Genomic DNA, 20,861 nt, shown 5'->3' with positions numbered 1-20,861 from the left:
GTGCGCGTCTACGTTCCGGCGACCCTCGCGATGCTGCAGCGGCTCGTTGCCGATGGAGCGATAGGCGCCGTCAGCGGTACGGCGTTCGCGGTGACGCCCACACTGCGGGAGTTCTACGCCCAGGGCGACGACGACGAACTGGCTGACGTGGCGCTTCGCGAGGCTGCGCTGGCCTCGCTGCGTCTGCTCGCGGCCGACGACCCGACGGCCGGGCTGCCGCCGCGGCGCGCCGTGCTGGTGGCCGACGTCGAGGATGCCACCGCCCGCCGCGATCTCGACGACGCGGTGGTGCGGCTGTCCGGGCCGGTCGACCTGGACACTGTGATCGCCGTCTACGTCGACAACGCGGCCGCGGAGTCTGCGGTGGTCGCGGCGATTGACGCCGTCGACGCCGCTGATCTGGGGGACGAGGACGCCGAACTGATTGTCGGCGACGCGCAGGACCATGACCTGGCCTGGTATGCCACCCAGGAGCTGCCGTTCCTGCTGGAATTGCTCTAAGGACGACTGGATACGGGACCGTAGGTTACGGTACCGTAGGTTACGTGGCCAAGAACACCATCAAGGTCTCGGCCAACGTCGCCGATACCGTGCGGCCGAGGATCGCCGGCGCGAAGGATCATCCCGGCTGGCACGCCCTGCGCACGCTGGCCGGACGCATCACAACGCCGCTGCTGCCCGACGACTACCTGAAGCTGGCGAACCCGCTGTGGTCCGCCCGTGAACTGCGCGGCCGGGTGCTGGAGGCGCACCGCGAGACTGTCGACTCCGCGACCCTGGTCATCAAGCCAGGCTGGGGCTTTTCCTTTGACTACCGGCCCGGCCAGTACATCGGCATCGGGCTGTTGGTCGACGGCCGCTGGCGATGGCGGTCGTACTCGCTGACGTCCAGCCCCGTCAAGGGAAGCCGCACCATCACGATCACGATCAAGGCGATGCCCGAGGGGTTCCTGTCGACCCACCTGGTCGGCGGGGTGGCACCCGGCACGATCGTGCGGCTGGCGGCGCCGCAGGGCAATTTCGTCATGCCCGATCCGGCGCCGCCGTCGGTGCTGTTCATCACCGGTGGCTCCGGCATCACCCCGGTGATGTCGATGCTGCGTACCCTGATTCGCCGCGACCAGATCACCGACATCATCCATTTGCATTCCACCCCAACGGAATCCGACGTGATGTTCGGCGAAGAGCTGGCCGAACTCGAGCGCAGCCGGCCCGGTTACCAGTTGCGGTTGCGCGCCACGCGCGAAGAGGGCCGTCTCGACCTGTCGCGGCTCGGCGACGAGGTGCCGGATTGGCGCGACCGGCAGACCTGGGCGTGCGGCCCGGAGGGCATGCTCAACGCCGCCGAACGCGTCTGGTCGGCGGCGGGGATCTCCGACCGGCTGCATCTGGAGCGATTCGCCCTCTCTCGTGCCGCGGCGCACGGCGAGGGCGGCACGGTCGAGTTCGCCCGCAGTCAGAAGACGGTCACCGTGGACGCCGCGACGCCGCTGATGGACGCCGGCGAGGGCGTCGGCGTGCGGATGCCGTTCGGCTGCCGGATGGGCATCTGCCAGTCCTGCGTCGTCGGCCTGCTCGACGGGCACGTGCGCGACCTGCGCACCGGCGTCGAACACGAACCAGGAAGTCGGGTACAAACGTGCATTTCCGCAGCGTCTGGCGATTGCGTCCTGGACGCTTAGGCTTTACTGGCTGGTAACCTACGGGATCGTAGGTTACGGTACCGTAGGTAGGAGGAAGGAGACAGAACGATGGCTATTACCGACGTTCCGGCGTTCGCGCACCTGACCGACGCCGACATCGAGAACCTGGCTTTCGAGCTGGACACCATCCGCCAGGACATCGAAGACTCCCTTGGCGAGCGCGACTCGCGCTACATCCGCCGCACCATCGCCGCCCAGCGCGCGCTCGAGGTGGCCGGTCGGCTCATGCTCGCCGCCAGCTCGAAACGCTCGGCCTGGTGGGCCGGGACCCTCACGCTGGCCGCTTCCAAGATCATCGAGAACATGGAGATCGGCCACAACGTCATGCACGGCCAGTGGAATTGGATGAACGATCCCGAGATTCACTCCTCGACGTGGGAGTGGGACATGGGCGGGGCGGCCAAGCACTGGCGGTTCACCCACAACTTCATGCATCACAAGTACACCAACATCCTGGGCATGGACGACGATGTCGGCTATGGCTTGCTGAGGGTCACCCGCGACCAGAAGTGGAAGCCGCACAACATCTTCAACCTGTTTTTCAACACGATGCTGGCGAGCCTGTTCGAGTGGGGCGTCGGGTTGCAGCACGTGGAGCTCGGCAAGATCTTCAAGGGCAGGGACAACCGAGACGAAAGCAAGGCTCGGGCGCGGGAGTTCGCTGTCAAGGCGGGCCACCAGGTGGCCAAGGACTACGTTGCGTTCCCGGCGGTGACGTCGCTGTCGCCGAAAGCGACGTTCAAGTCCACGCTGACGGCCAACGCGGTGGCCAACGTCATCCGCAACGTCTGGTCCAACGCCGTGATCTTCTGCGGCCACTTCCCCGATGGCGCAGAGAAGTTCACCAAGACCGACATGGTCGGCGAGACCAAGGGGCAGTGGTATCTGCGGCAGATGCTGGGCAGCGCCAACTTCGAGAACGGTCCGGTGCTGCGGTTCATGAGTGGCAACCTGTGCCACCAGATCGAGCATCACCTGTATCCGGATCTGCCGAGCAACCGGCTCTACGAGATCTCGTTCCGGGTCAAGGAAGTGTGCGACAAGTACGACCTGCCGTACACCACCGGTTCGTTCCTGATGCAGTACGGCAAGACGTGGCGGACCATCGCCAAGCTGTCGCTGCCGGACAAGTACCTGCATGACACCGCCGACGACGCTCCGGAGACCCGCAGCGAGCGGATGTTCACCGAGCTGGAATCCGGCTTCGCCGCAACAGATCCGGGCACCGGGCGCCGCCGCGGGCTGAGGACCGCGATCGCCACGGTCCGCCAGTGGCGCCGCGACAGGCGGACCGCCAAGCAGGCCGACCTCGCCGCCTAGTAGGACTTAGCCTCCGTCAGCACCGCAAGCAGTCGGCGCGCTGCCGCGACACGGCCCGCGGCCGGCCCGGTCAGGGGGTCGAGCGCGCACTCGGGGTCGGCGGGCGGGCCAAGATGTCCGCAGCCGCGCGGGCAGTCCTTGATCGCCTCGGCGAGGTCCGAGAACGCCAGCAGCACGTCGTCGGGCTCGATATGCGCCAGGCCGAACGACCGAATACCGGGGGTGTCGACGACCCAGCCGGAACGCTCCAGCGGTAGCGCCACCGACTGCGTCGACGTGTGCCGTCCCTTGCCGACGCCAGAAACCTCGCCGATAGCCCGATCCGCCTCGGGGACAAGGCGATTCACCAACGTCGATTTTCCGACGCCGGAGTGGCCGAGCAGCACGGTGACCTTGTCGGCCAGCAGCGGGGCCACTGGGTCGAGCGGGTCGTCGCGGCCGGCGGTGGTGATCGTCAGGTCGAGATCGGCGAACTGCGCGGCGAACGGCTCCGGCGGCGCCAGGTCCGTCTTGGTCAGGCACAAGATCGGCGTCAGGCCGCCGGCGTAGGCGGCGATCAGCGCACGCTCGACCAGGCCGGCCCGCGGCGGCGGGTCGGCCAGCGCCACCACGATCAGCAGTTGGTCGGCGTTGGCGACGACGACGCGCTCCGTCGTATCGGTGTCATCGGCGGTGCGGCGCAACACGGTTCGGCGTTCACCCCGCCGCACGATGCGCGCAAGGGTGTCTTGGCGCCCGGACAGGTCCCCGACCAGACCGACATCGTCGCCGACGACGATCGGAGTACGGCCCAATTCCCTTGCCCGCATTGCCGTCACCCGGCGATCGGGATCGCGGCCGAGCACGCAGCCCCATCGTCCGCGATCAACGGAGACCACCATGCCCTCCTGGGCGTCGGCGTGGTCGGGACGAGTCTTGGTTCGCGGCCGCGAGCCCCGACCCGGCCGGATGCGGACGTCGGACTCGTCGTACTCGCGAGGGCTCAACCGCCCGCCAGCATGTCGGCCCACAACTGCGGGAACTCCGGCAGCGTCTTGGCCGTAGTCGCGATGTCCTCAACTTCGACACCGGGCACCCGCAGCCCGACGATCGCACCCGCTGTCGCCATCCGATGGTCGGCATACGATCGCCAGACACCGCCGTGCAGCGGTCGCGCGGTGATGACAAGGCCGTCGGGTGTTTGATCGCATTGCCCACCGAGACCGTTGATTTCGGCGGACAAGGCCGCGAGCCGGTCGGTTTCGTGCCCGCGCAGATGAGCGATTCCGCGCAGCTGTGACACCGAACCGGGCGTGGCCAGGGCGGCCAGCGCCGCCACCGCCGGCGTCAGTTCACCGACCTCGTGCAGGTCGACATCGATGCCGCCGTAGAGCTGTGCTCCCTGCACCTCAAGATACGAATTACTGTGGCGAACAACCGAACCCAGCTTCTCCAGGATCGCCAGGATGGCGTCGGCGGGTTGCATGCTGACCGGTGGCCAGCCGGTCACTCGCACGACCCCGCCGCTGACTACGGCTGCCGCGAGAAAGGGTACGGCGTTGGACAGGTCGGGCTCAATGGTCCAGTGCCGGGCCGAGATTGGGCCGGGGGAGACCCGCCACCGGTTGGCCTGCGAGTCGTCGACGCCGACGCCGGCATCGCGCAGCATGGACACCGTCATCGCCACGTGCGGTGCCGAGGGCACCGACTCACCGGTGTGCGCGATGGTCAGGCCATCGGTGCAGGCCGCGCCCGTCAGCAGTAGCCCGGAGACGAACTGCGACGACGCCGAGGCATCTATGTCAATGCTGCCGCCGGCCACCGTTCCGTCGCCATGTACCGAGAACGGCAGGCCGTTGCCGTCGATGTCCACACCGACCCCACGGAGGGCATCCAGCAGCGGCGCGACGGGCCGGCCCCGGGCCTGCTCGTCACCGTCGAAGATCACCGTCTCGCTGCCGAGCGCGGCCAGCGGCGGGACGAAGCGCAGCACCGTGCCGGCCAGGCCGCAGTCCACGCGCGCGCCGGGTGCCGGGGCGATGCGGCCGCCCACCGTCAGCTGGTCGTCGCTGCCATCGACCGCGACGCCCAGGGCACGCAGCGCGCCGATCATCAGGTCGGTGTCGCGGCTGCGCAGCGCACCACCGATGGTCGACTCGCCTTGCCTGCTGGCCAGCGCGGCGAGCACCAGCGCCCGGTTGGTCTGTGACTTCGAACCCGGGACCGTGACGGTCGCATGCACAGGGGTCGGCGTCGACGGTGCCGGCCAGGTGCTCACACCCTCCATCCTGCCCTGTCGGCGTCTTCTGCCACCATGGGATATATGTGTGGGCGATTCGCGGTGACCACCGATCCGGCGCTGCTGGCGGAGAAGATCCAGGCGATTGACGAGAGCACAGCAAGCACAGCGGCCGGCACCGGCAAAGACTCTGCTGCACCCAACTACAACGTCGCCCCGACCACCACGATCAGCACGGTGGTGAAGCGGCACAGCGAGCCCGACGACGAGTCCACCCGGCGGGTGCGGATGATGCGCTGGGGACTGGTCCCGCCGTGGGCCAAGGAGGGGGAGGACGGCGTGCCGGACACCAAGGGCCCGCTGCTGATCAACGCCCGCGCCGAGAAGGTGACCAGCTCGCCGGCGTTCCGCAATTCGGCGAAGGGCAAGCGGTGCCTGGTGCCGATGGACGGCTGGTATGAGTGGCGGCCGAACGGCGAGACGGCGTCGGGTAAGAAGGCGCCGAAGACGCCGTTCTACATGTACGGCGCCGACGGCGAGATGCTGTTCATGGCCGGATTGTGGTCGACGTGGCGGCCGAAGGGCGCGTCGAAGGACGACCCGCCATTGCTGAGCTGCACGATCATCACCACCGACGCCGCGGGTCCGCTGGCCGAGATCCACGACCGGATGCCGCTGACGATCAGCAAGAGCGACTGGGACCGCTGGCTGGACCCGGACGCGCCCGTCGACGAGGGCCTGCTGCGCGGCCACGGCGATCTGGACCGCGTCGAGATCCGCGAGGTGTCGCGGTTGGTCAACAGCATCCGCAACAACGGTCCGGAGCTGATCGAGCCGGCCGGTCCGGAGCCCGAGCAGGCCACGCTGTTGTAGGACTCGCGTGTCACGATGGCGGGGTGACGTCACTGGCCGGTTATCCCGTCACCGCACCGCCGCTGCGCCGGCCCGTGCTCATCGCTCAACACTGGGCGGATCTGACCTTCATCCACTGGCCGGTGCGGCCGGAGACCATCGCGCACCTGTATCCGCCCGGCACCCGCCCGGACGTCTGCACCGACGGGCTGACCTATGCCGGGCTGGTGGCGTTCATCATTCGACAAACTGCGCTCGGAACCGCGCTGCCACTCCCGTACTTCGGCACCTTCGCCGAAACCAACGTTCGGTTGTACTCGATCGACGACGCCGGCCGCCACGGCGTGGTCTTCCGGTCGTTGGACACCGCCCGCCTCGCTGTCGTGCCGCTGACTCGCATTGCCCTGGGTGTCCCGTACACCTGGGCGAAGATGGGCGTGACCCGCTCCGGTGACCGGATCTCGTATCACAGCGTGCGCCGGTGGCCGCGGCCTGGCCTGCGCAGCCGGTTGGCCGTCGTCGTCGGCGATGTGCTGAAACCGACACCGCTGGAGATCTGGCTCACCGCCCGGTGGGGCGCGCACACCCGCAAGGCCGGCCGGACCTGGTGGGTGCCCAACGAGCATGCGGAGTGGCCGTTGCACGCGGCCGAGGTCGTCGAGCTGGACGACGACCTGTTGGCCGCCGCCGGCGTCCGACCCGTGGGTGGTCCGCTGCGTGCGGTGTTCTCACCGGGGGTGTACGCGCGGTTCGGTCGCCCGTCGCTGGCGTCGTGAGTCATTAATTCGAGGGGTCGTCGGCCAAAATGACCCGCGCCCTCACCCAGTGTGAACGTACTGCGAAAATCGACGGGCGGTTTCGCAGTAGCTTCACATTCGGTGGTCGGAAGCCGAGCGCAGGCTCGGAATACTGATCCCGAACTTTGGACTCACGACACTGGTCCGGGGCGGCTAGGGCTGGACGTATCCGGGCGGGTTCGGCGTGTCGACCCACAGGTCGACCCGCACATCCGAGCCCGGCACGCAGTCGTAGACCGACAGGTCGGTGACGCCGGAATCCACCAGCACGTCCTCGCACAGCAGGGTGTTGCCGGTGAACTCGCGCGCGGGCTTGTTGAGGATGGCGTAGGCCGCATCGGCGTACACCTCGGGCTTGCGGGCCTGCGCCATCGCCTGGTCGCCGCCCAGCAGGTTCTGCACGGCCGCGGTGGCCACAATGGTGCGAGGCCACAGCGTGTTGGAGGCAATTCCGTCGCCGCGCAGCTCTTCGGCAATACCCAACGCGCACAGTGTCATTCCGTACTTCGCCATCATGTATGCGGTCGGCTTCAGCCACTTGGACTCCAGCCGCAGCGGCGGCGACAGAGTCAGGATGTGCGGGTTCTCCCGGCCCTTCATGTGCGGAATGCAGGCTGCCGACACCGCGTAGGTGCCACGCACCTGAATGCCGTTCATCAGATCGAATCGCTTGAGCGGCACCTCGGTGATCGAGCCGAGGTTGATCGCCGAGGCGTTGTTCACGCACATGTCGATGCCGCCGAACTTTTCGACGGTCTTGGCCACCGCATCGGCCACCGAATCGCCGTCGCGGATGTCGCCGACTATCGGCAGCGCCTGCCCGCCGGCCTCCTCGAGTTCCTCGGCCGCGGTGTATACCGTGCCCGGCAGCTTGGGGTGCGGCTCGGCGGTCTTGGCGATCAGCGCGATGTTGGCGCCGTCGGCGGCGGCCCGCTTGGCGATCGCCAGGCCGATGCCGCGGCTGGCGCCGGAAATGAACATGGTCTTGCCTTTGAGGGACATGGCTCACACTCTATTGCCGGATATCGGCGGTCACGGCACCGGTCAGCCGGATCAGGTCCTGCGGATGCACCGCGACGGCCAGGCCCTTGGGCACCGCGATGATCAGGGTCTTGTAGACCTGCTCGGGATCGACGCCGTCGACCCCCGCGAGCTCGTTCACCGCTTCCTCGCCGAACGACTCGTTTTGCGGGTCGTGCCGGTAGGCCAGCACCTCGTGTGGGATCTCGGCGGCCTGGGGACCCCCGCTTGCGTGGGGACAGGGCCGTGATCGCCGGGGTTGCCGCTCGCGCCACCGGCCCAGACTAATCCGGGAACAACCGGGCCGCTTCGTGCTGTTATTGGGGGCAGTCACCCCAGCCCAACGGGCTGGCCCGCAAGGTTGTCGGTCACGACCTCTAGGATCGAATGAAGGGGATTTGGTGCCCACTGCGATGTGCGAACGGCCGGTCGATGTGCCGGGCCTGTTCGGTGGCGCCCCTATAGAAGGGACGGTGTCTGCCAGCATGACCGACATCGACGGGCCAGCGCCCGATAGAGCGCCCGAAACCGACGCCGAGCTCACCGCGCGTTTCGAGCGCGACGCAATCCCGCTGCTGGACCAGCTCTACGGCGGTGCGCTGCGGATGACCCGCAACCCGGCCGATGCCGAGGACCTGCTGCAGGAAACCATGGTGAAGGCCTATGCCGGTTTCCGGTCGTTCCGCGAAGGCACCAACCTCAAGGCTTGGCTGTACCGGATTCTTACCAACACCTATATCAACAGCTACCGCAAGAAGAAGCGCCAGCCCGCGGAATATCCGACCGAGGAGATCACCGACTGGCAGCTGGCGGCGAACGCCGAGCATTCTTCGACAGGCCTGCGCTCCGCCGAGGTGGAGGCGCTCGAGGCGCTGCCGGACAGCGAGATCAAAGAGGCGCTGCAGGCGCTGCCGGAAGAGTTCCGGATGGCGGTGTATTACGCCGACGTCGAGGGCTTCCCTTACAAGGAGATTGCCGAAATCATGGACACACCGATTGGGACGGTGATGTCCCGGTTGCACCGCGGCCGACGGCAGCTGCGCAGCCTGCTCGCCGACGTGGCCCGGGACCGCGGTTTCATCCGCGGTGCGCCGGTCGACGCGCCAGAGGAGGTGTCATGGTGAGCGAGTTTCGTCCACCGGTAGGTCCGGTAGATCCCGAGCATCCCGAGTGCGCCGCGGTGATCGCCGAGGTCTGGGCGCTGCTCGACGGCGAATGCACGCCGGAGACCCGGGACAAGCTGCGCCAGCACCTCGAAGACTGCCCCGGCTGCCTCAAGCATTACGGCATCGAGGAACGCGTCAAGCAGTTGATCGGCACCAAGTGCAGCGGCGAGAAGGCCCCTGAGGGGCTACGCCGGCGGCTGCGGATCGAGATCAGCCGCACCACCATCTTCCGCGGCTGACGGCAGCCCCAGCGGTGTCTTACGAGTTCGGCCGCTTGCCGTGGTTGGCCTTCGAATGCTTGCGATCGCGCTTCTTGCGGCCACGCTTGGCCATCGTTTCCTCCGTCATCAGGGCGGGCGTTCGCCTAGCAGTCTCTCATGACCCGACGACTCCGCTGCCCACCCCGGCGTTTGTGGTTCGATAGAGCGGCAAAGCAGCCAGACATGAGTGGGGTGAAGATGGCCGAAGATGTTCGCGCCGAAATCGTGGCCAGCGTGCTTGAGGTCGTGGTCAACGAGGGCGATCAGATCGGCGAGGGGGACACCCTGGTCCTACTGGAATCGATGAAGATGGAAATCCCGGTGCTGGCCGAGGTGGCCGGCACGATCAGCAAGGTGAGCGTGGCCGTCGGCGATGTCATTCAGGCCGGCGACCTCATCGCGGTGATCAGTTAGCGGCGGCGCTGACGCTGCCGTCGGGAGTAGCTGATGTCCACGCTCGGTGACCTGCTCGCCGAGCACACCGTTCTGCCCGGCAGCGCCGTCGACCACCTGCACGCCGTGGTCGGTGAGTGGCAGCTGCTGGCGGATCTGTCGTTCGCGGATTACCTGATGTGGGTGCGCCGCGACGACGGTGTGCTGGTGTGTGTGGCGCAATGCCGGCCCAACACCGCGCCGACGGTACTGCTCGCCGACGCGGTCGGCACCATAGCCCGCGCCGACGAGATGCCGTTGGTGACCGCGGCCTTCAAGTCCGGTGCGATCGGGCGGGAAAGCGAAGAGGGACAACAGGATCCGGTTAGCACCGACCAGATCTCCCTGGAGGCCATACCGGTTCGACACGGCAACGCTGTGGTGGCGGTGCTGACCCACCAGACCGCACTGGCGGCCCGGCGTGAGGTCAGCCCGCTGGAACGCGCCTACCTGGACTGCGCCGGCGATCTGCTGCAGATGCTGTCCGAGGGCACCTTCCCCGACGTCGGAGACCTGCCGATGTCGCGGTCCAGCCCCCGCGTCGGCGACGGATTCATCCGGCTGGATGTGGCCGGCGGCGTCGTGTTCGCCAGCCCGAACGCGCTGTCGGCCTATCACCGCATGGGCCTGACCTCCGAGCTGGAGGGACAGAACTTGGTCGCCGTGACCAGGCCGCTGATCTCCGACCCGTTCGAGGCGCAGGAACTGGCCGAGCACGTCCGGGACTTGTTGGTCGGCGGCTCCAGCATGCGCATGGAGGTCGACGGCGGTGGCGCGGCAGTGCTGCTGCGCACCCTGCCGCTGGTGGTGCACGGCGAGGCGGTCGGTGCGGCGGTACTCATCCGCGACGTCACCGAGATCAAACGACGCGACCGCGCGCTGCTGTCCAAGGACGCCACCATCCGCGAGATCCACCATCGGGTGAAGAACAACCTGCAGACCGTCGCGTCGCTGCTGCGGCTGCAGGCCCGGCGCACCGACAACGCCGAGGGCCGTGAAGCCCTGATCGAGTCGGTGCGGCGGGTGTCGTCGATCGCGCTGGTGCACGACGCGCTGTCGATGTCGGTGGACGAGGAGGTCAACCTCGACGAGGTGGTGGACCGGATCCTGCCGATGATGAACGACGTGGCCACCGTCGACACGCCCATCCGGATCAGCAGGGTCGGCGATTTGGGCGTGCTCGATGCCGACCGTGCCACCGCCCTGATCATGGTGATCACCGAACTGGTGCAAAATGCCATCGAGCACGCCTTCGACGGTGCCACCCAACAGGGCTGCGTGACGATCCGTGCCGAGCGGTCGGCACGCTGGCTGGACATCGTGATTCACGACGACGGCCGCGGCCTGCCCGACGGATTCAGCCTGGAGAAAGCCGACCGGCTGGGCCTGCAGATCGTGCGCACCCTGGTGTCGGCGGAGTTGGACGGCTCGCTGGGCATGCACCAGGTGCCCACCGGTGGGACCGACGTGGTGCTGCGGGTGCCCATCGGTAGGCGCGCCCGCCTGGCCCAATGACTAATTGACACCATTTGGGTAATCGCGAATGAAATTGACCGCGCAAAGATACGGCCCCGACATTTGTCGGGGCCGTTCTGGTTTTCACCACGCGGGTGGAGGGTTAGACCCCGCTGCGGGCTTTGGTGCGGGCGTTGCGCCGCTTCAGCGCGCGCCGCTCGTCTTCACTCATGCCACCCCACACGCCGGCATCCTGACCCGAATCCAACGCCCAGGTGAGGCACTCCGTCGTCACCGGGCACCGAGTACAGACAAGCTTCGCGTCAGCGATCTGCGCGAGAGCCGGACCGCTGTTCCCGACCGGGAAGAACAGTTCCGGATCCTCGTCACGGCAGACCGCGTTGTGGCGCCAATCCATGTTGTCGATCTCTCCTCACTATGTGCGCAGCAGGGCGCACGAGCTTTTCTTCGGCTGTTAACGCGTGCACACGAAGTGTTTCTGCACTGTTGCATCCGATGCTTTCACAGGCTGAACAGATGTCAATAGCGTGCATTAACACGTGGGCAATCTCACTACTGAGCTCTGTTACCGGTTCCCTAACTCGTTTGTACTACATTTTGGCCCACCTGCGCCCTGAATCGGCCGATTCGCCGCCATCTATGCAGCTCAGGGCGTTTTTATCGGTGGAGCCACCACGGCCAGGGCTTCCGGCACCGCCCGAAACGTCATGTCGTCCCGCATTCCGAGGTAGTCACCGTCGATCTGGCACGCCACCGGCGTCTCACTGGTGATACGTACCCACGCCAGGTCGTCGTCACGGATCAGGTGCCCGGCGGCGATCCTGGGCCTGCGCGACAGCATCTGCCGGACCAGCCGCAGGTTCGCCCAGACGTTCATGCTGGTGGTGGCGAACACCCCCAACCCCTTCTCGAAGGTCGTGGTCGGGTTCGTCCACACCGCCCTGGTGTTGGCGTAGGTCCAGGGGCTGGAGTTCGACACGAACGCCAAGTGCACGCCCGACACCGCATCGCGGTCGGGCAGGTGCAGCGTCAACGTCGGTTCCTTGCGGGTGCTGGCCAGCATCTCCCGCACGGCGACCCGGATATAGCGAGTGGCCGTGACCTTGCGGCCCTTGTCCCGCTGGGCTTCGACGGCCGCCACCACGTCGCCGTCCACGCCCATCCCGGCGGTGAACACCGCCCAGCGTTCGCCGCACTCCATCAGCCCGATGCGCCGCCAGGACTTGGTGCGGCGGTAGTCGCCGAGCAGGTCGACGAGCTGGTTGGTCGCCACGATCGGGTCGGGGCTGATGCCCAGCGCGCGGGCGAACACGTTGGCCGACCCGCCCGGGACCACCCCGACGGCCGGCGCATCCGCGTGGGGTCTCCGACCGCAGTCCCCGAGCACGCCGTTGACCACCTCGTTCACCGTTCCGTCGCCGCCGTGCACGATGAGCGCGTCGACACCGTCGCGCGCAGCCTGTTGGGCGATGTCGATCGCGTGGCCGCGCCGGCCGGTGTGCTCGACGGTCAGCTTGACCCGGCTTTCCAGCGCGTGGGCCAGCAGGTCGCGACCGGCCGGGGTCGTCGACGTCGCGTTGGGGTTGACGATCAGCACGGCGCGCACAGAGCGTGAGCCTATCTAAGAGGCGGGGCCGAAGCTCTACGCTCAAGGTCGTGATGGTTCCCTCGCCGGCGACCGTGCGCCAGGCCGCCGTGCTGGTGGGCCTCGAGGGCGCCGCTGGTCTCGCGACGGCGGTGTTCTACGTCGTGAGCGGTTTCGGCGGTGCTGACGAGCCCGGCCTGAACAAGTTCGGCACCGCCGCCTGGTTCGGCATCATCGGCGGTGGTGTGCTCGCGGCCGGCTGGGCGCTGTGGACCGGCCGCCGGTTGGGCCGTGGGGTGGCGGTGTTCGCGCAGCTGCTGCTGTTGCCGGTGTCCTGGTACATCGCCGTCGGGTCGGCGCAGTGGCTCTACGGAATTCCGATCGCCGTGGTCGCGCTCGTCACGCTCGTGCTGCTGTTCAGCCCGTCGGCGCTGCAATGGGCGTCCGCTCAGGATCCGGCCAGCGCCGACAACTCCGGTCCGGACACCCGGTAGGTGATCCACTCGTCCTGCTGGCGTCCCCCGACGGCGTCATAGAGGGCGATCGCGTCGGTGTTCCAGTTCAGCACCGCCCAGGACAGCCGTGTGTAGCCGTTGGCGATGCATTCGCGGGCCAGTGTGGCCAGCATCGCGCGGGCCAGACCGCGGCGACGGAATCGCGGGCGCACGAAAAGGTCTTCCAGGTAGATGCCGGCGACACCGTCCCAGGTCGAGAAGTTGCGAAACCACAGCGCGCCTGCGGCCGCCTCGCCGTCGACCTCGGCGATGTGGCCATTTACCGTGGGTGCGTCACCGAAAAGCGCTGCACGCAGCTGGCTTTCGGTGACGGTGCAGTCACGGCCGGCGCGTTCGAACTCGGCCAGCTCGTGAATCATCGCGGTCAGCTCCGTCTCGTCGCCCGGCCGGGCACGCCGGATGTTCACGGCTTCACCTCCATCGCCGACAGCAGCGTGGTGAATTTGGTGGTGGTCTCGGCCACCTCGTCGTCCGGGTCCGATTCGGCGACGATTCCGCCGCCGGCGTGGGCGTCTGCGCTGCGACGGTCGGCCGACAGCTGTGCGCCGCGGATGGACACCACCCAGAGCCCGTCCCCGCGGGCGTCACACCAACCCACCGCGCCGGCATAGAAACCGCGGTCGCCCTCCAGCTCGTTGATCAGTTCGGCCGCCGCCCCGGCGGGCACTCCGCCGACGGCCGGGGTGGGATGCAGCCCAACCGCGAGGTCCAAAGCGGTTGTTGATGTTTCGCGCAGGCGGCCGGTGATGGGTGTGGACAGGTGCCAGACCGCGGCGGTGCGGCTCAGTTGTGGAGTCGGCGGATTCTGCAGGTCGACGCACAACGGGTCGAGTGCCTTGCGCATCGCGTCGACAACCAGTTCATGCTCGTAGCGGTTCTTGCCGGACTCGGCCAGCGCCGCACCGCTGGCACGGTCGGCTTCCGGGTCTGCTAGGCGCGGTGCCGACCCCGCAAACGGTCGACAGGTCACCCGATCGCCGCGGCGCGCGACCAGCAACTCGGGGCTGGCACCGAGCAGTATGGTGCCGGCGTACGGGCCGCCGGCCGGTCTCAGGTCCGCGAGGTAGACAGTTGCCTGCGGATCGGCGGAGGCCAAGCGGCGCAATATGATTCGTGGGTCCAGCGGTGCGTCGGCGGTCAGCCGCAGCGCCCGGGCCAGCACCACCTTGTGCAGCCCGCTGTCGGGATCGGTCAGCTTCTGCAGCGCTGCCCGGATGCGGGCGCGGTGCTCGTCGGGCGCAGGCACGCTCGCCGCGATCCGCACCGCCGGCAGCGGGCCGGTTGCCCAGTCCGGCAGAGCGTCGGAGAACCGTACCGAGTGCGGCCGCATCAGCGCCGTCGGCTGCGCCATGTCAAAGGGCAACGCGCCCAACACAATCGGCGTGCTGCCCGACTTCAGTGCCGACCGCGCCTCGGTCAGTCGCGGATAGCTGGTGTGCACACCATCGGCCATGACGGCGCCGTCGGGGCCGGCAAGCACGAACGATGGGTCGGGCGTCACGTGAACACGGTGGGGTGGGGATAGCCGGTCAGGCCCAGGGCGCTGAGCTGTCGCATCCCATGCTCGAAGCCGCACACCGCGATCGACGCCGCGATCATCGCAAACCGGATGCCCTCCGACAGCGGCAGTTCGATCCAGCGGGTGATCACCGCGCGGGAGAAGTGGCCGTGACCGACGAACAGCACATCGCGTGACTCCAGGTGTTGCAGCGCAAGCGCGACGGCGCGGTCGGCGCGGTCGCTGACCGCCTCGACGCTCTCGCCGCCCTGGCAGCCGTGCGTCCACACCAGCCAGTCGGGCACCTCGCGGCGGATCTCGTCGGTGGTCAGGCCTTCGTAGCCGCCGTAATCCCATTCCGCCAGAAGGGGAGACACCTCGTCGACTGTCAGCCCCGCCAGTTCGGCGGTGACCAGCGCGCGCCGACGAGGACTGCTGATCACCACCGGATTGTCCAGCTTCAGCTCGGCGAGCGCCTCCGCGCTCACCCTCGCCTGCTCCCGCCCCGTCTCGGTGAGCTCGAGGTCGGTGCGGCTGGTGTGCCGGCCGCTTCGCGACCACTCGGTCTCGCCGTGACGCAGCAGGAGCAGCCGGTGCTGCTGACATCCCCTAGCTTCGCTGTGGGCCCACACCCCGCCGATTCTGCCGCACGCCCGGCGACGGTGTCGGATGTCGCCGCCGGTGCGGCTCCGTGTCCGCGGGCGTGCTTGGATGAACCCCGTGACGCGGGTACTTGTGGTCGCCAATCAAAAGGGTGGGGTCGCCAAGACGACGACGGTTGCGTCGTTGGGGGCGGCGATGGTGGAGAAGGGCCGGCAGGTGTTGCTGGTCGATCTCGATCCGCAGGGATGTTTGACGTTCTCGCTGGGACGGGATCCCGACAAACTCGCGGTGTCGATCCATGAGGTGTTGCTCGGCGAGGTGGAGCCGGCCACCGCGCTGGTGCCGACGTCGGAGGGGATGACGCTGATGCCGGCCAACATCGATCTGGCCGGAGCCGAGTCGATGTTGTTGATGCGGGCCGGCCGTGAGTACGCGCTCAAACGCGCGCTGGCCAAGTTAGCCGGAGCCGCGAAGTCGGCGACGGGGGAGTCAGCAGATTTCGACGTGGTGATCGTCGACTGCCCGCCGTCGCTGGGCGTGCTCACCCTCAACGGGCTGACCGCCGCCGACGATGTGATCGTGCCATTGCAGTGCGAGACGCTGGCCCATCGCGGCGTGGGCCAGTTCCTGCGCACGATCACCGACGTCCAGCAGATCACCAACGCGGAACTGAACCTGTTGGGGGCGCTGCCCACGCTGTACGACTCGCGCACCACCCACAGCCGCGACGTGCTGCTCGACGTCGCAGACCGTTACGACCTGCCGGTGCTGGCGCCGCCCATTCCGCGCACCGTGCGGTTCGCCGAGGCCAGCGCGTCGGGTGCGTCGGTGCTGGCCAGCCGGAAGAACAAGGGCGCGCACGCCTATCGCGAACTGGCCAATGCGCTGCTCAAGCACTGGAAGTCGGGCAAGGCGCTGGCCACCTTCGCTCCCGAGCTCTGAACCAGGCCCATGTCTCTGATCTTCGAGGACCGCCCCTCGGACTCGCCGCTCATCGAGCGGGTTTGGCGGTGCCACACCGACGCCGGCGGGCCATTCGTATCCATCGCCGCGGGCCATGTGGAGCTGGTGGTGACGCGCCTTCCCGATCTGATCATGGTCACGCTGCGTGGACCCGAGACGGGCGCTGTCACCGGGACTTGAACCTGCCGGTAGCCCGGGACGGGTCATTTCGGCTCGCGGGTCATCGGTGGGAGCTGCCGGATTTCGACAACGCCGAGGACTTTGTCGCCCGGCTCACGCGCCGGGGCGTGATCGAGCAGGACCGCACGGTGAACGCCGTTCTGCACGGAGGTCGTCAGGCCTTGTCCCAACGATCCGTCGAGCGCCATTTCCGGCGAACCACCGGCATGACGCAGGGCATGTTCCGCCAAATCGAACGCGCCCGTTATGCAACGAATCTGCTGGCCGGCGGTACGCCCATCCTGGACGTCGTTCATGAGGCCGGCTACTTCGACCAGGCTCACCTCGACCAGGCTCACCTCAAGGCGATGATCGGGCGGTCGCCGATGGCGATCCGTCGCCGGGAAACACAGCTGTCGTTTCTGTACAAAACAACTCCGGGGCGCCTCGGCTAATCTCCGCGCAGTCATCGAAAGGAGTCGTCATGCGGGTCGAGCCCTATCTCTACTTCCACGGTCGCTGCGAAGAGGCCCTGAATTCGCAGGCTCCGAACGAGGAGCCGGGCAAGGTGGCGCATGCCGTGTTGCGTATCGGCGATACCACGGTTTTGGCCTCCGATGCCGCCGGTGGCGGCCAGGCCTCCTTCGACGGTTTCTCGCTCTCGCTGACGGTTTCGGACGACGCGGAAGCAGACCGGATGTTCGCGTCGCTGGCCGACGGCGGCAACATCCAATTGCCGATGACCTCAACGCCTTTCGCGTCGCGCTTGGGTTTGGTTGCTGACCGCTTCGGAGTGCCGTGGATGGTCACCACGCCGACCGGCGCCTAGCCGTCACCCAGCGCGACGAGGGTGTCGCCGCGCTGCTCGAGCAGCGTCGAGCCGGCGATGGCGGGCACCACCGCGGCCTGTGCCGGTGGGCGACGCAGGCCGATGTAGCGCTCGTTGGTTCCGGTATTCGGGTCGTAGACGCCGACGCCGTCGCTGACCGGGATGATCAGCCGACCCGCCATCATCGTCGCGGGGCCGAGCGGGACATTCGATCCGGACGGCCCGATGGTGTAGCGGTACTGCAGGCCGTCGGCGGCGAAGACCATCACCGCATCGCCGGTCCACCAGGTGATCAGGTCACCGGCCCGCGACGCGGCGGCCTGCGCCGACGGCGGCTTGGGCAGCGGCAAGCTGGCGACCGTGCTGCCGGTTTCGTCGACGACGTTGACCACCGGCTTGGGGCTGGGCACATACACGGCGGTGGTGGTCTCCGAGACCGCGACGACGCGGGCGCCGGAGTCGCCCGTGACACCGGGCTGCGGCACGAATTTCAGGTCCGGGGTGTCTTCCTCCTTGGCCGGCCGCAGCAGGGTGAGCCGCAGGTCGGCCTGTCCCGGGCACAACTCCAGCACCGACACCGCGGCCGAGCTGGCCGCCGCCGAAACCAGCCGGCAGAACGGCGGGGCGGGGACACCGCGTTTGAACCGGGCGTCGAGTGTCCCGTAGCTGATCATCCGGACCATGTCGGAGCGCCACAGCTCGAGTCTGCTGTCGCCCGCGGAGAGCACCGCGGTGCCGTCGGAGGACAGCGCGACCTCGGGGTCGGCATAGCCGGTGCGGCTCGGGCCGCGTTGGCCGGTCTGGCCGTCGATCGTGCTGACTTGGCCGCAGCCGCGGGCATCTGGATACACCGCGACCGCGAAGTGATACACCCAGGTGACCCCGCACAGCTCGACATCGCGGGCGTAGCTCCACAGCGTGGCCCCGGTCGCCGGGTCGCGGCCCTCGACCTCACGGCCGTCGCCGGTCACCACGGCACCGGCGACGACCAACGGCATCGTGGATTTCGGGCTGGCCGCCGTCCACAGCTCGGTCAGCGACGACGGAACCACCTTCGCCGGCGTCAGGGGCTTGACCGGCGTCGCGGCCGGTCTGCTGATCGTGGCCCGCGCGTCGCTGGTCCACCAGATCAGCGCGGCGACGACGGCCACCACCACCGCGATCGCCGCGGCGGCCAGCACATCGGCCCGGGTGCGGCGCTCGGGTTTGACCATCGGGCGGCGGGACCTCGCCTAGTTGGTGCCCGCGGCGGCCGCCTTGCGGGGGCCACGGCGACGGCGCCGACGGCCCGAGCCTTCGGATTGGCCGGCCGGCGATGCCCCGTCCTCGGCGGTCGCGCCCGCCTGCTCACCCTTCGGGTGTCCGGCCACCGGCTTGCCGCCGCGGGTGCGGCGACGGGACCTGTTGTTGCGGCTGCGGGCGGGGGCCTCTGCGGCATCCCGCGCGGGGCGCTTGGCCGGTTTTGTGGCCCGTGCCGGGCCGACGGTTCCGCCGACGTCGTTCGGGATGTCCAGTTCTTCGTAGAAATGCGGTGAGCTGGAATAGGTTTCGGCGGGAGCGGGGTGGCCCAGGCCCAGCGCCTTGTCGATCATTTCCCAGCGGGCCAGCTCGTCCCAGTCGACGAGGGTGATCGCCACACCGGCGCGGCCGGCGCGACCGGTACGGCCGATGCGGTGTATGTAGGCCTGATCGTCTTCGGGGCACTGGTAGTTGATGACGTGGGTGACGTCGTCGATGTCGATGCCCCGCGCGGCGACGTCGGTGGCGACGAGCACGTCGATGCCGCCGGTACGGAACGACTTCAGCGCCTTCTCGCGGGAGCCCTGATTCAGGTCGCCGTGCACGGCGCCGACCTTGAACCCGCGCTCGGCAAGCTCGTCGGAAACCTTCTGCGCGGTGCGTTTGGTCCGGGTGAAGATCATCGTGGCGCCACGGCCGCGGGCCTGCAGCAACCGGCTGACAAGTTCGACCTTGTCCAGCGCGTGGGCACGGTAGGCGAACTGGTCGGTGGTGGTATGCACGGCCGAGGATTGCGGCGACTCGGCTCGGATGTGGGTGGGCTGGTTCATGAAGCTGCGGGCCAGCGTGATGATCGGGTCGGGCATCGTCGCCGAGAACAGCATCGATTGCCGCGCCTGCGGGATCTGGCGCAGGATTCGTTCGATGTCGGGCAGGAAGCCGAGATCGAGCATTTCGTCGGCCTCGTCGAGCACCAGGACGGCGATCCCGCCCAGCTGCAGGTGGCCCTGCTGGGCCAGGTCCAGCAGCCGTCCCGGGGTGCCGACCACGACGTCGGCGCCTGCGCGCAGCCCGTCGATCTGCGGCTCGTAGGCGCGCCCGCCGTAGATGGAGACGACCGACAGCTTGCGGTCACCGGCGCTGAGGTATTTCGCGGCACCGGTCAGGTCGCCCGCGACCTGCAGGCACAGTTCACGGGTGGGCACCACGACGAGCGCGCGCGGGATGCCGGACAGCGGGCGCTCGGTGTCGGTGGTGATCTCCTGCAGCAGCGGCACACCGAACGCGAAGGTCTTGCCCATGCCGGTGCGGGCCTGGCCGATCAGGTCGTCACCGGCCAGCGCGAGCGGCAGGGTGAGTTCCTGGATGGCAAATGTGTGTTCGATGCCGTCTTCGGTGAGTGCGCGCACTATTTCGTCGCGGACTCCGAGTTTGGCAAATGTTGGGTTGAGTGCGGTCATGCTTGGTAAACGAAGCCTTTCTGCGTCATTTTTGGCGATCCTCGTTCGCGTCCACGCGCGCACGAGTTTGACGAGATAATCTCCGCTGGGGCCCTGCGCTGAGGTAGGCGGGCCACTGCGTGCACGCACATTTCTTCGGTAGCGGCTCACCAACGGCGGCCACTGCCGACGTCCATGATAGCGGTCGGGTTTGCCGGCCGGTCGGCCCGTGGGTGGCCGTCTACAGTTGGGCCTTGACGTCCTCCTCGGACTGAGGTCCGGGGATTGCAACCCCATCCCATCGTTTTTTAGGCGGCAGGAATACGGAGTTGAGGTTCACGGTTCGCAGACCGCCCATCGGCGAGGTCTCCCCGTGCGGTCACCGCCCGTCCGGCGGCGATGTTGCGTGCAGCGTTGACGTCCCACACCCGAACGATGCGGCGGTTGAGCCGCGCGACATGCTGCGGTTTGACCGCGACCTGCCGAAACCCTTCGTGCACACCGGCCTTGCGCCACGTCGGGCGGCGATGACTGCCGGCACGAAGCCACCCGTACTCGGCGCGGGCCTCGGTCAACTGCGCGGCCTGCTCGAGGTAGCCGGGAGTCCTGCGGCCCGGTTGCCAATGCTGCTGCTGCTCCACCGCCAGATTCCACACATACCGCGCGTCCCGGCAATGCGCCAACAAAGCCTCCTCCTGCTCAGCGACGGGCAACAATCGAAACCGCGACATGTCCGCAAACTAACCGCCACGACCGACACACCCCACGTGGCACGACAGCCACACAC

Annotated in this window: 26 protein-coding genes and 1 pseudogene; 14 read left to right on the top strand and 13 right to left on the bottom strand. The window is 68.0% G+C overall.

The annotated features are described in order from the left end of the window. The 3 genes from ACRDU5_RS13325 (at position 1) to ACRDU5_RS13315 (ending at position 3,023) form a co-directional block, all read left to right on the top strand. Positions 1–501: a DUF6912 family protein gene (locus ACRDU5_RS13325; RefSeq protein ID WP_526615025.1), complete on the top strand. Its 501-nt coding sequence runs from the start codon at positions 1–3 to the stop codon at positions 499–501. 44 nt (positions 502–545) lie between these two features. Next, positions 546–1,682: a ferredoxin reductase gene (locus ACRDU5_RS13320; protein ID WP_526615023.1), complete on the top strand. Its 1,137-nt coding sequence runs from the start codon at positions 546–548 to the stop codon at positions 1,680–1,682. Between the two features lie 69 nt (positions 1,683–1,751). Continuing rightward, positions 1,752–3,023 carry a fatty acid desaturase family protein gene (locus ACRDU5_RS13315; RefSeq protein ID WP_526615022.1) on the top strand — a complete coding sequence of 424 codons (1,272 nt, stop codon included), beginning with the start codon at positions 1,752–1,754 and terminating at the stop codon, positions 3,021–3,023. Here the strand turns inward: ACRDU5_RS13315 and rsgA are convergent. Next, positions 3,020–4,009, bottom strand: coding sequence for a ribosome small subunit-dependent GTPase A (gene rsgA, locus ACRDU5_RS13310; RefSeq protein ID WP_526615021.1), 990 nt, complete (start codon positions 4,007–4,009; stop codon positions 3,020–3,022). The two genes, ACRDU5_RS13315 and rsgA, sit on opposite strands and share 4 nt — an antisense overlap. After that, positions 4,006–5,289, bottom strand: coding sequence for a 3-phosphoshikimate 1-carboxyvinyltransferase (gene aroA / locus ACRDU5_RS13305; RefSeq protein ID WP_526615020.1), 1,284 nt, complete (start codon positions 5,287–5,289; stop codon positions 4,006–4,008). Before aroA ends, rsgA begins: the two co-directional genes overlap by 4 nt. Before the next feature lie 36 nt (positions 5,290–5,325). On the opposite strand from aroA, the gene ACRDU5_RS13300 reads away from it, so the two are divergent. Continuing rightward, the gene (locus ACRDU5_RS13300; protein WP_526615019.1) at positions 5,326–6,114 is read left to right on the top strand and encodes an SOS response-associated peptidase; all 789 of its coding nucleotides are present in this window, start codon (positions 5,326–5,328) and stop codon (positions 6,112–6,114) included. A 23-nt stretch (positions 6,115–6,137) separates the two neighbouring features. Beyond that, positions 6,138–6,869: a YqjF family protein gene (locus ACRDU5_RS13295; RefSeq protein ID WP_526615018.1), complete on the top strand. Its 732-nt coding sequence runs from the start codon at positions 6,138–6,140 to the stop codon at positions 6,867–6,869. A 174-nt stretch (positions 6,870–7,043) separates the two neighbouring features. Here ACRDU5_RS13295 and ACRDU5_RS13290 read toward each other — a convergent pair whose 3' ends face one another. Together ACRDU5_RS13290 and ACRDU5_RS13285 are read right to left on the bottom strand one after the other, a co-directional pair. After that, positions 7,044–7,892: an SDR family oxidoreductase gene (locus ACRDU5_RS13290; RefSeq protein WP_526615017.1), complete on the bottom strand. Its 849-nt coding sequence runs from the start codon at positions 7,890–7,892 to the stop codon at positions 7,044–7,046. 61 nt (positions 7,893–7,953) lie between these two features. Then, positions 7,954–8,185 (bottom strand): annotated as a pseudogene (locus ACRDU5_RS13285) (YbaK/EbsC family protein); the annotation flags it as partial. Positions 8,186–8,395: 210 nt separating this feature from the next. Here ACRDU5_RS13285 and ACRDU5_RS13280 point away from each other — a divergent pair. Both ACRDU5_RS13280 and rsrA read left to right on the top strand, forming a co-directional pair. After that, positions 8,396–9,034 carry a sigma-70 family RNA polymerase sigma factor gene (locus ACRDU5_RS13280; RefSeq protein WP_526615055.1) on the top strand — a complete coding sequence of 213 codons (639 nt, stop codon included), beginning with the start codon at positions 8,396–8,398 and terminating at the stop codon, positions 9,032–9,034. Continuing rightward, on the top strand, positions 9,031–9,315 hold the full coding sequence (gene rsrA / locus ACRDU5_RS13275) for a mycothiol system anti-sigma-R factor (protein ID WP_526615015.1): 285 nt from the start codon (positions 9,031–9,033) through the stop codon (positions 9,313–9,315). The genes ACRDU5_RS13280 and rsrA overlap by 4 nt, the downstream gene beginning before the upstream one ends. A 19-nt stretch (positions 9,316–9,334) precedes the next feature. Here rsrA and ACRDU5_RS13270 read toward each other — a convergent pair whose 3' ends face one another. Next, positions 9,335–9,409: a 50S ribosomal protein bL37 gene (locus ACRDU5_RS13270; RefSeq protein ID WP_085976515.1), complete on the bottom strand. Its 75-nt coding sequence runs from the start codon at positions 9,407–9,409 to the stop codon at positions 9,335–9,337. A gap of 125 nt (positions 9,410–9,534) precedes the next feature. Between ACRDU5_RS13270 and ACRDU5_RS13265 the strand changes: the two genes are divergently transcribed. Both ACRDU5_RS13265 and pdtaS read left to right on the top strand, forming a co-directional pair. Then, positions 9,535–9,750: a biotin/lipoyl-binding carrier protein gene (locus ACRDU5_RS13265; protein ID WP_526615053.1), complete on the top strand. Its 216-nt coding sequence runs from the start codon at positions 9,535–9,537 to the stop codon at positions 9,748–9,750. Between the two features lie 33 nt (positions 9,751–9,783). After that, positions 9,784–11,283, top strand: a complete 1,500-nt coding sequence (pdtaS, locus tag ACRDU5_RS13260) for a two-component system sensor histidine kinase PdtaS (protein ID WP_526615014.1) — start codon at positions 9,784–9,786, stop codon at positions 11,281–11,283. A 103-nt stretch (positions 11,284–11,386) separates the two neighbouring features. Here pdtaS and ACRDU5_RS13255 read toward each other — a convergent pair whose 3' ends face one another. Further along, positions 11,387–11,641, bottom strand: a complete 255-nt coding sequence (locus ACRDU5_RS13255) for a WhiB family transcriptional regulator (RefSeq protein ID WP_526615013.1) — start codon at positions 11,639–11,641, stop codon at positions 11,387–11,389. A gap of 249 nt (positions 11,642–11,890) precedes the next feature. Further along, entirely contained in the window at positions 11,891–12,850 is a 960-nt protein-coding gene (locus ACRDU5_RS13250) for a diacylglycerol/lipid kinase family protein (RefSeq protein WP_526615012.1), read from the bottom strand. Between the two features lie 50 nt (positions 12,851–12,900). Here ACRDU5_RS13250 and ACRDU5_RS13245 point away from each other — a divergent pair, with 50 nt between their 5' ends. Further along, positions 12,901–13,323 carry a hypothetical protein gene (locus ACRDU5_RS13245; RefSeq protein WP_526615011.1) on the top strand — a complete coding sequence of 141 codons (423 nt, stop codon included), beginning with the start codon at positions 12,901–12,903 and terminating at the stop codon, positions 13,321–13,323. Here ACRDU5_RS13245 and ACRDU5_RS13240 read toward each other — a convergent pair. The 3 genes from ACRDU5_RS13240 to ACRDU5_RS13230 are packed head-to-tail and all read right to left on the bottom strand — an operon-like array spanning position 13,278 to position 15,474. Beyond that, positions 13,278–13,703 carry a GNAT family N-acetyltransferase gene (locus tag ACRDU5_RS13240; protein ID WP_526615051.1) on the bottom strand — a complete coding sequence of 142 codons (426 nt, stop codon included), beginning with the start codon at positions 13,701–13,703 and terminating at the stop codon, positions 13,278–13,280. The two genes, ACRDU5_RS13245 and ACRDU5_RS13240, sit on opposite strands and share 46 nt — an antisense overlap. A 44-nt stretch (positions 13,704–13,747) precedes the next feature. Continuing rightward, on the bottom strand, positions 13,748–14,845 hold the full coding sequence (locus ACRDU5_RS13235; protein WP_526615010.1) for an isochorismate synthase: 1,098 nt from the start codon (positions 14,843–14,845) through the stop codon (positions 13,748–13,750). After that, on the bottom strand, positions 14,842–15,474 hold the full coding sequence (locus ACRDU5_RS13230; RefSeq protein ID WP_526615009.1) for an acid phosphatase: 633 nt from the start codon (positions 15,472–15,474) through the stop codon (positions 14,842–14,844). The genes ACRDU5_RS13235 and ACRDU5_RS13230 overlap by 4 nt, the downstream gene beginning before the upstream one ends. A 79-nt stretch (positions 15,475–15,553) precedes the next feature. Here ACRDU5_RS13230 and ACRDU5_RS13225 point away from each other — a divergent pair, with 79 nt between their 5' ends. From ACRDU5_RS13225 to ACRDU5_RS13210, 4 genes are read left to right on the top strand one after another with little or no spacing between them, the layout of a single operon-like run. After that, positions 15,554–16,387, top strand: a complete 834-nt coding sequence (locus tag ACRDU5_RS13225; protein ID WP_526615008.1) for a ParA family protein — start codon at positions 15,554–15,556, stop codon at positions 16,385–16,387. Positions 16,388–16,396: 9 nt separating this feature from the next. After that, complete coding sequence (locus ACRDU5_RS13220; RefSeq protein WP_526615007.1) at positions 16,397–16,588, top strand: hypothetical protein; 192 nt, start codon at positions 16,397–16,399, stop codon at positions 16,586–16,588. Then, entirely contained in the window at positions 16,585–17,022 is a 438-nt protein-coding gene (locus tag ACRDU5_RS13215) for a helix-turn-helix domain-containing protein (protein ID WP_526615006.1), read from the top strand. Before ACRDU5_RS13220 ends, ACRDU5_RS13215 begins: the two co-directional genes overlap by 4 nt. A gap of 29 nt (positions 17,023–17,051) precedes the next feature. Continuing rightward, positions 17,052–17,396 carry a VOC family protein gene (locus ACRDU5_RS13210; RefSeq protein WP_526615004.1) on the top strand — a complete coding sequence of 115 codons (345 nt, stop codon included), beginning with the start codon at positions 17,052–17,054 and terminating at the stop codon, positions 17,394–17,396. On the opposite strand, the gene ACRDU5_RS13205 is transcribed toward ACRDU5_RS13210, so the two are convergent. From ACRDU5_RS13205 to ACRDU5_RS13195, 3 genes are all read right to left on the bottom strand, one after another. Further along, on the bottom strand, positions 17,393–18,610 hold the full coding sequence (locus ACRDU5_RS13205; RefSeq protein WP_526615003.1) for an Rv3212 family protein: 1,218 nt from the start codon (positions 18,608–18,610) through the stop codon (positions 17,393–17,395). The genes ACRDU5_RS13210 and ACRDU5_RS13205 overlap by 4 nt on opposite strands. An 18-nt stretch (positions 18,611–18,628) precedes the next feature. Further along, complete coding sequence (locus tag ACRDU5_RS13200) at positions 18,629–20,095, bottom strand: DEAD/DEAH box helicase (RefSeq protein ID WP_526615002.1); 1,467 nt, start codon at positions 20,093–20,095, stop codon at positions 18,629–18,631. A gap of 287 nt (positions 20,096–20,382) precedes the next feature. Continuing rightward, on the bottom strand, positions 20,383–20,805 hold the full coding sequence (locus ACRDU5_RS13195; RefSeq protein ID WP_526615001.1) for a helix-turn-helix domain-containing protein: 423 nt from the start codon (positions 20,803–20,805) through the stop codon (positions 20,383–20,385). Between the last annotated feature and the right edge of the window lie 56 nt (positions 20,806–20,861).

The organism is Mycobacterium sp., assembly GCF_050701515.1.
Lineage (GTDB): Bacteria > Actinomycetota > Actinomycetes > Mycobacteriales > Mycobacteriaceae > Mycobacterium.
This window is presented reverse-complemented; position numbering and strand designations above follow the sequence as displayed.